The sequence below is a fragment of the Sulfurisphaera sp. genome (assembly GCF_059755235.1).
This window is the reverse complement of the sequence record NZ_DBPRYF010000038.1, coordinates 44,371-52,787: the sequence shown is the minus strand read 5'-3', so window position 1 is coordinate 52,787 and position 8,417 is coordinate 44,371. Positions and strand designations below refer to the sequence as shown.

The 8,417-nt window shown below is 32.6% G+C and carries 11 protein-coding genes and 2 tRNA genes; 2 read left to right on the top strand and 11 right to left on the bottom strand.

Going from position 1 to position 8,417, the window contains the following annotated elements:
• Positions 1–66: 66 nt before the first annotated feature.
• A complete protein-coding gene (coaBC, locus tag AC3OCB_RS06170; RefSeq protein ID WP_498341446.1) occupies positions 67–1,305 on the bottom strand; it encodes a bifunctional phosphopantothenoylcysteine decarboxylase/phosphopantothenate--cysteine ligase CoaBC in 1,239 nt (412 codons plus the stop codon).
• A 23-nt stretch (positions 1,306–1,328) separates the two neighbouring features.
• Here coaBC and rimI point away from each other — a divergent pair, with 23 nt between their 5' ends.
• Positions 1,329–1,832: a ribosomal protein S18-alanine N-acetyltransferase gene (gene rimI / locus AC3OCB_RS06165; protein ID WP_498341431.1), complete on the top strand. Its 504-nt coding sequence runs from the start codon at positions 1,329–1,331 to the stop codon at positions 1,830–1,832.
• Here rimI and AC3OCB_RS06160 read toward each other — a convergent pair.
• From AC3OCB_RS06160 to AC3OCB_RS06130, 7 genes are all read right to left on the bottom strand, one after another.
• Positions 1,812–2,225 carry a hypothetical protein gene (locus AC3OCB_RS06160; RefSeq protein ID WP_498341429.1) on the bottom strand — a complete coding sequence of 138 codons (414 nt, stop codon included), beginning with the start codon at positions 2,223–2,225 and terminating at the stop codon, positions 1,812–1,814. The two genes, rimI and AC3OCB_RS06160, sit on opposite strands and share 21 nt — an antisense overlap.
• Positions 2,209–3,105 carry a triphosphoribosyl-dephospho-CoA synthase gene (locus tag AC3OCB_RS06155; protein WP_498341427.1) on the bottom strand — a complete coding sequence of 299 codons (897 nt, stop codon included), beginning with the start codon at positions 3,103–3,105 and terminating at the stop codon, positions 2,209–2,211. The genes AC3OCB_RS06160 and AC3OCB_RS06155 overlap by 17 nt, the downstream gene beginning before the upstream one ends.
• Positions 3,074–3,991: a nucleotidyltransferase domain-containing protein gene (locus AC3OCB_RS06150; RefSeq protein WP_498341425.1), complete on the bottom strand. Its 918-nt coding sequence runs from the start codon at positions 3,989–3,991 to the stop codon at positions 3,074–3,076. The genes AC3OCB_RS06155 and AC3OCB_RS06150 overlap by 32 nt, the downstream gene beginning before the upstream one ends.
• Entirely contained in the window at positions 3,955–4,857 is a 903-nt protein-coding gene (locus AC3OCB_RS06145; RefSeq protein WP_498341423.1) for a DUF1464 family protein, read from the bottom strand. The genes AC3OCB_RS06150 and AC3OCB_RS06145 overlap by 37 nt, the downstream gene beginning before the upstream one ends.
• Positions 4,854–5,426: a hypothetical protein gene (locus tag AC3OCB_RS06140; protein ID WP_498341421.1), complete on the bottom strand. Its 573-nt coding sequence runs from the start codon at positions 5,424–5,426 to the stop codon at positions 4,854–4,856. The genes AC3OCB_RS06145 and AC3OCB_RS06140 overlap by 4 nt, the downstream gene beginning before the upstream one ends.
• 32 nt (positions 5,427–5,458) lie before the next feature.
• The gene (locus tag AC3OCB_RS06135; protein WP_498341420.1) at positions 5,459–6,112 is read right to left on the bottom strand and encodes a hypothetical protein; all 654 of its coding nucleotides are present in this window, start codon (positions 6,110–6,112) and stop codon (positions 5,459–5,461) included.
• 105 nt (positions 6,113–6,217) lie between these two features.
• Positions 6,218–6,313: transfer RNA gene (locus AC3OCB_RS06130), tRNA-Met, on the bottom strand.
• Positions 6,314–6,368: 55 nt separating this feature from the next.
• Between AC3OCB_RS06130 and AC3OCB_RS06125 the strand changes: the two genes are divergently transcribed.
• Positions 6,369–6,896: an adenosylcobinamide amidohydrolase gene (locus tag AC3OCB_RS06125; RefSeq protein WP_498341445.1), complete on the top strand. Its 528-nt coding sequence runs from the start codon at positions 6,369–6,371 to the stop codon at positions 6,894–6,896.
• Here AC3OCB_RS06125 and AC3OCB_RS06120 read toward each other — a convergent pair.
• From AC3OCB_RS06120 to AC3OCB_RS06110, 3 genes are all read right to left on the bottom strand, one after another.
• Complete coding sequence (locus tag AC3OCB_RS06120) at positions 6,889–7,332, bottom strand: GNAT family N-acetyltransferase (RefSeq protein WP_498341419.1); 444 nt, start codon at positions 7,330–7,332, stop codon at positions 6,889–6,891. The two genes, AC3OCB_RS06125 and AC3OCB_RS06120, sit on opposite strands and share 8 nt — an antisense overlap.
• Positions 7,333–7,385: 53 nt before the next feature.
• The gene (locus AC3OCB_RS06115; RefSeq protein ID WP_498341418.1) at positions 7,386–8,093 is read right to left on the bottom strand and encodes an ABC transporter ATP-binding protein; all 708 of its coding nucleotides are present in this window, start codon (positions 8,091–8,093) and stop codon (positions 7,386–7,388) included.
• A gap of 31 nt (positions 8,094–8,124) precedes the next feature.
• Positions 8,125–8,200, bottom strand: a tRNA-Asp gene (locus AC3OCB_RS06110).
• Positions 8,201–8,417 lie beyond the last annotated feature (217 nt).

Below are 8,417 nucleotides of genomic sequence, written 5' to 3'. Positions count from 1 at the left end.
ATTTCCTTACTTTTAAACTTACTCTCTACATATTTCTCTTTTAGTTTAGTAAAAACGATATAAAAATTATTTTGTTTTATACATATCTCTGATTATATCCAGTAATTCCCTTGCTATAATAGTTTTATAATTTTTTTCTAGTTTCTTTATGAACGAGTTTCCTATTACTATAACTTCATTGTAAACTGATGAAAACGCTATATCTTTTCTAGACGCATTATTAGCCACGATTAAATCAAATCCATGCCTTTCTTTCTTGATCTTAGCTTTTTCGATCAACTCATTCTCGTTAGTAACTGTTTCTGCCGAGAAACCAACTAAGAGTATATTATATTTTCTAATTACGCTAGAAATTTTGATGGTTTTCTCTAATTCAATTTTAGGAACTTCAGTATGGCTATCAATTTTAGAGGATGATATGTTCTTAAACTTGTAATCTGCAGGCGCACCAGCTAAAATTACTATATCATATCCCTCTTTAACTAATTTCTCAACTTCATCAGCCATTTCATCAGTGGTTTCAACCTCAATTTTTTTCTTAACCATTGGTTTAATGTGAGAACTTAAAGGTCCGTGAACAAGAACCACATCTGCACCTCTAAAATAGGCATCATTTGCTATAGCTACACCCATGGTTCCACTACTAGGATTTGAAATAAATCTTACAGGGTCTAGATGTTCTCTCGTAGGTCCAGCAGTAACCACTACTTTATAACCCTCTAAGTCTTTTTTCCTTAGAATAAGCGAAGAAATATAACTTGATAAATATTCGATGTCTGGGTAATGAGCCACGTCCCTAACTAAGGAAGGTTCAATAATAATAATCCCCATTTCTTTCAGTTTATTTATATTATTTGTCATTTGAGGGGAAAAATACATAGGCAAATGCATGACAGGCACTATTATCAAATCCTTCTTTAGTCCTACAAAATTAAGGGCTGTAGCTGTAATAGAGGTGTCAGCTATTCCATTAGCAATTTTACTTATTGTATTTGCGGTTGCTGGGGCTATTATAAATGCATCGTAGTCTTCAGCTAGACTTACATGTTCTATTTCTCCAGTTAATTTGGTTATAACTTTGTTACCAGTAGCCCATTCGAACATAGTAGGAGAAATTAGTTTTGATGCCTCTTTACTCATTATCACTTCCACTTCGGCTCCGAGTCTCATTAAAGATCTCACTAAATCTAAGGTTTTGTAAATAGATACGCTTCCAGTAACTCCAACGAGAATTTTTTTACCAACTAACTCATTTGATGTCTCGCCTATAATTTTCTTTGAAGGATGCATCAGACATAAATTTATACTTCAGATAAAAACCTTATATTATGGAATTTGCCGAAGCAACAAAACAAGATGGCTTTAAGGTAAGATTAGCTAGGATGGATGATATAGATCAGATAATAAAAATTAATAGATTTACATTACCTGAGAATTATCCTTATTATTTCTTTGTAGAGCACTTAAAGGAATACGGAGCAGCATTCTATGTAGCTGATGTTAATGGAGAAGTGGTAGGTTATATTATGCCTAGGATAGAATGGGGATTTAGTAATATAAAACAACTACCAATTCTTGTTAAAAAGGGTCATGTAGTTTCAATAGCGGTATTAGAACAATATAGGAATAAAGGAATAGGGAAAGCATTACTTGAAGCGTCGCTGAAAGGAATGAAAGAAATTTACGGAGCAGAAGAAGTATATCTTGAAGTAAGAGTGAGTAATGAACCTGCAATTCATTTATACAAAAAGCTGGGTTTCAAGGAAGTGAAAGTACTTAAACATTATTATGCAGATGGGGAAGACGCATATTTAATGGCTTGCCCTCTTTAACTCAAAACTTCTTCCATCATATATTACATAATAGCCTTTTTCCATACTACCTACCGATATAACCTTTGTTTTACCCACTTCATAAACTAATTGATCCTCGATATGCCCATGAAAAAGAAGCTCAGGTCCGTTGGATAGTATATTACCCAGAACTAATTGAGATCCCCTAGGGTTTCTTGGTGGAAAGTGCGTTATTACTTTTCTTGAAGAAAAAGAGATTGAAAGATCTAAGAAATTATCTATTAATAAATTGTTCTTCTTTAAATATTTTTGAACCGTGACGTTGTCCATTTCTCCCAAAATACCGAGGAAATTATTAATATACTGAGGACACTCTACATCACCTAGCCCTATAATGTAATCAATATGAAGAGAGTTAAGAAATTCTACCACATCCTCTTTGCATGGTACCCGTGAAACTAGGGCTATATTTTTTGTACCACTCATCAAGATAATATAAGGCTATACCAGTTGCTATTATATCTGCTGTTGATCCCGGATTGTAATTATTACTAGATAAAAAAGAATCGAACTCTTTTAGTCTCTCCTTACTATAACTATTTAATATATCACATGCTATAGAAGAAATTTTCAAAGCAATATACCCACCATTTTTTCTAAATATTAAACCATCCGGTATTTCACAAAGTATTTTCAAAAACCCATATAATACACCGTTCTCAAACCCATAAAACCTTATATACTTTATCACCTCAAGAGAATACTTATAATAGTATATCATGTTTTTTACAGAGCTATCTATTTCAGCTGATTTTAAAAGAATCTCATACAAAGAATAATTATCTAATTCCGTGTAATGCATCTTGTCAATTTTCCCCAGATAGCTTAGTTTTAACTCCTTCAAAGAAAGTGAGAAGTAATACGAATCTTTCTTATTCAAGCCTCTTATCACTTGTGAAGCTTTTTTTAATGTCTCTTGAAGTGAGAAAAGTGATGAATAAGCAATAGGTAATAATTGCATTGCTGTCCCGAATATTGAAAAGTTAACGTTAAGTCTCTTACTTTCAATAATTGCTTCATATAGTAATTTGTATAGACTATCATATTCTCTTTCAGTCTTCTTTAAACAAGCTTCTCTATAATATTCTTTAATAATAAGGGAAGAGTAAATAATGTCTGAAAAACTCACAGACTTTATATCTTTTAACCTAGATGCATTACCTGGCTTATCAATTAGAGCTTCATCAATAGATGCTTTTGATAAAATTGTGCTAATTTCCTCACAGTATTTTTTTAACATACCCTCTGACATCCCTATCACCTATGACTATTCTTATTTCTCCATCATCACATTTTATTAGCATTCCATGAGCAAAAATTCTCTTAGCCTTATATAGCAACGTTGAATAAATTCCTTCATAAGAAACTAAAACTCTAGGTAAATGTCCACCCTTTACTGACGAAACATTTGAAAGGGAAACAATTGAAGGGTAAAAAAGTGAACTTGAATTGTCGTCTATATCACCAATAATTTCTCCTTCACCTACTCTTTTGCAAACCTTATCACAGTATTTTTGAGGAAAAGGATTAACAAACAGAAACGAGTACTTTGTGCCTTTATATACTCCTCTAACTCTTACATCATAAAGTTCTTTAGCAACGTCAATAGATATTTTATAATTTTTTTGCGTTTCGTAAATCCATTCGTCATCTTTATCAAATCCTTTGAACGAACTCATAAAATCCATCGAGTTTTTTGCCCCATAGATTACGAAATCGATATCAGATTTCTGATGAGAAATGCCTGCAAGAAGACTTCCAGTAATGCCCATATTTTCGATTCCTATATTCTCATATATCTCTACTGCAATTTCTTCCAGTCTATTATTTGCACGAGAAATAATATGCTTCAATTTACATTCTGGTTTAAGATGTTTATGAACAACAGATCTTAAAATTATTGGAAAAGAAACGTCATAGCAAGGTTCATAAAGGAAACTTTGAGAAATGTTCATTAGATTATGAACGCCGTAAAACTTGAATACTCTCTCATAACCTTTCCATAAGCCTTTGCCAGTGTATATATACTTCAGATAAGCATAAACGTAACCATAACTGTTAATATTACTATAAACCATATAAACGTTAAAATCTTTACCAATTATAATGTCTTTATCAAGGAAATAATCTCTTCCCATCCTTTCAGTCTCACATAAGAAATTGCTGTACCAGAGCTTTTTAACATATCCAAATATTTCCTATAAATTCCTCCTCCCAGTGCATTGGCTATATATGCAGATCCAACTGCCGATTCCTTAAACTTAAATTCAAACTTTTTTCCAAAATCCAATTCATTTTTCTTCTTTCCAGATACTATAATTGGGATTTCATACTTAGAAGAAAACCATTCAGCAATAATCTGTATTATTTCTTTTCCTCTTTCCCAGTTTCCATTACTGTAGATCGTGTCTTTAGTTATCCTAGCATATCTATGAAGTAGATATGCAACTTCACCATCAAGAAATCCTACTGAAGAAGGCCCTGGTAAAACAGTGCCACCAAATCCATCTATTATTTTACCATCGATAACCACCAATATAGAAGAAAAATTCGTGCCTACCTCAATTAAAACAAAACTGTCATAATATGTCCTATAGAAAAAGGCAGAAGCCACTTTGTCCGCAGTACCCATGTCAATAATATTAATTTTTCGATATAGCGGAACTGACTCTAGTTCTATTACACTGGGTATTGTGTATGCATTAGTTAACAAATTAGAACTACGCAAAAAATTCCTTAAAGGTCCTTCTTTGCTCGGGTCCGCAAGACTCATTAGGAAAATTTCCTTTTCGGAAATTTTCCTAACATTAAAAAACGGCAATCCATGACCAGATGGTACTGCTATAACTTGTGGTCTCTCTCTATCTATTTGTTTAATTAAGGAAAAGGAATAATGAGGAATTAGACTAGCTGGTATTTCCTTGTAATATATTACTATACCTATTTCGTTTACAAATGAAATTGCATATGTCCCGCTCCCAGGGTCTACACCAGCAAAAATCATTTTGCCTCAAGCTCGATTCTAACTATTAAATCGCTCTTCTCAACAGAATAAATAAATTTCTGTTCTGATAACACTCTTTTAATAAGATTTTCTGAGAAATTTTTAAAGTATTCTGCGTCTTCTTTATTTTCAAACCTATATACACCTATCTGTTTAGACCTAGAAGGAAAAGTGTTAACCTTTGAATTAAATAACTGTGCAATAATATCAAATATAGCGAATAATCCGTTAATCTTGCCTTCTTCCGTTGAAGATAAAGGAGAGATATAATCAGATATCAAAAGAGATAGGTCTTTTGGCGTCGTTACTGATTTATTAATACTCAAAGCATTTACTGAAATCAATTGTTTTAGCAAAAGATAGAAAGCCATTACATAATTCACTTTATCTTTTAGATCGCCACCAAAACTTACCTTGTCTCTTAAACTATATATTAAATCCTCGTAAATTCCTATAGCGTGGTTGGTAATCTCATATATTGTCTTACCTTCTTCTTTAGCTATGTTCTTTAATTTATCATAAAGGTCTTCACGCATAAAACAAGGTTGCCTATTTTTTTCCTCGACCATGTATACATTTGTATACATACAATATTTAAGGATTAAGGTCTCAAAACTATAATCGCAAAACGCCCACTATCGCTTATCTCATGCTTTAATAAAGTAACTTTTATTTCAGATAAAATATCTTCTATGGCGTTTATAATAAAATCTAAGTTAGTTTTGTCCGCATATTTTGTCCAGATTGTACATTTCACATCACTTCCTTCTGGCTGACAATCTACATTTTGTAGTAGGAACGAAATAAAAGGAGCATAAAAGATAATATTTCTTATCAAATTAGCGTCCTTAACTTTTTCTACCTTAATTGATTTAACATATTGTTTACCAGAATCTACAACTATGGAGAGGAAAAGCTTTCTAAATAGTTCATCTTTCTGAAGAATATAATAAATTAGGGACTCAAAGCTCGAGAGCTTTGCCCTCATTGAGGAGAAGGAGTGATAAATTTTAGCAAGATTAGATATATCTTCCCAAGAATCTTGTGTTCTCATAATAAGCTCTATGTCATTGAAAATCTTGTTTAGATATTCATCTGCCTTATCATCTATATTTCGAGATATACTTGATGCTAAAGAGGATGCTAATTGTCGCTTAATAGCCTCCTCAATATTTCGTAAAACATCTATATTATCTTTAGTCATAGGATAAAGTTTTTTTCCTTCTTTTTTCTTCTCCCCTTTCTTCTCTGTCACAAATTATAAAAGCACCTTTGATAGATAAATAATCTTCCATCAGTGGCTGCCCACAAGCTGTCACGAATCCATTCGGCTCTTTGTCATCATAAAATGGAGGTGGGATAGCGGCGCCTGGATTTGAACCAGGGACCTCGGGGTTTCGCCGTGGAGAATACCCACTTATGAGCCCCGCGGGCTACCAGGCTGCCCTACGCCGCTGTGCAATCCCACCAACATAAAATATTAACCAAGCGTAATAAAGCTTTCTCTCATGATGATAAAAAGAGTAGTACAAATCGATCTAAAGAAAGACTACTTAACACTAACATCTGCTCTATATCCAGAAGGAATTACATTTATTAATAAGTTAATATCGATTATAGTTAAGAAAGAATATTGTAACACAAATCCTTGGAATGATGTTAGAAGATATGCAGATAAAAAAAGCTTAGTTTTTATGACTGCTTCAGAAAAGTTCTTATTTAGAGAGTATGAAGATATGAAACTTTTTATAAGTGCTGGAATTGGTGAAAGTGGAGAAAACGCTGGTTGCACAATAAATATTGCAGTCTTTGTTGATCAAGGTCTTAATATTAATGGTTTAGTGGATTTAGTCCGAACTATAGAGGAAGCTAAATGTGGAGCTCTTAGAGATCTTTCTTTACCTTTTACTGGAACTGCGAGTGATGCAATAGCAGTAGGTAGCTCGGTAGGAGAAAAATATTTTGCTGGCCCTTCTACTGAATTAGGTAAGAAAGTTGCAGTAAGAGTAAGAGAAAAAATAAAAGAATTACTTATTTAAATATTATTTTACCACATTCTATGTTTTCATCTAGTTCTTTACATACAACCAAATCGTCCTCATACGCATCAAGAAGTTCAATAATCTTACTTTTTACATATTTCTTATTAAATAATGTATAATCTAAAGATTTAAACATTTTGATTGCTGGTATGTTAGAGCTTCTTGTAGATGCTATGACGATTTTTACACTCTTTTCTATGAATAATTCTTCTGCTTTCTTTATAATTTCTTTCCCAAATCCTTTTCCTCTATATTCTGGTATTATACCTATGTAAAATATTACCCCTATGTCTTTATATTTCTTTAGCTCTACAAAACCTACTTCTGTTCCATTATATTTTTGTATTAGAATTTTAGATGACTTAGCGTTCTTCAAAGCAAAATATTTATCATATTCAGAAAGAGATGAACTTATTAGATCTTCAATACTCATAATCTCTTTGCCTTTAACTCAAAGGTAATTTGCACTTTTCATACTAAAAAACTTTATGGGAAAATACCACGTATAATCTTTGAAATAATTTGTTCTATTGGTTCATTACTCATACTTCTTAGATTTGAAAAATCACCTATCCACCTTATAGAACCATTAGAGATAATCAAAACCTTATCGGTAAGTCGATCGGCAACAGAAAGAATATGTGTAGAAACAAGAAAAGTAGAATTTTTCAACTCATTTAATAAATCTATGACAATCTCTTGAGAAGGAATATCAAGATAATTTAATGGCTCATCAAGCAACAAAATTTGTGGTTTATGGATTATAGCCATTGCTATAGCAAGCTTCTGTCTATTTCCACGAGATAGGGATGAAGCTTTATAGTTCATATACTGCTTCAATCCTAAAATTTCTAGTAATTCATAAACATTGTCTTCACTTACGTTTCTAATGGCAGAAATAAACTTTAGGTTATCAATTACAGACAAACCTGGAAAGGGATCAGCATCCTCTGGTAAATACCCTAAAATTGCTCTAACTTTCGGAGAAGACGGGTCTTCTCCAATTATCTTTACTTCGCCCTTATCTGGCTTGATAAGACCCGAAATAATTTTTAAAAGAGTACTCTTTCCTGCACCATTAGGGCCAAGTAATGCCCATTTCTCGCTACAATTGACAGAAAAAGAAACATTATTTAGAGCTATTATGTTATCAAATTTTTTCTCTATATCTTTGATATAAATGCACATGACCATAATAGGAAGAGGGCCAAGAGCCGCCCTTATGCGCCGCGGCCGGGATTTGAACCCGGGTCAAGGGCTCGACAGGCCCTCATCCTAAAACCGGGCTAGACTACCGCGGCATTTTCTAGATTTTGTTTTAATCAGCCCGGTCTGCATTAGTATATAATTTTCACTTACTTAAAAATCCTTCGCTTATAAAGCTATTAGCTTTCGAACAATATATTTAAGCTTTAAAAAGTATATCAACTATTAGGAAAAATATTAACTTTAGTAAATCAAAATATATTAATTGTAGCTATTTAGATATTATTAGTTATTATTGAGTATCAAAGAAAT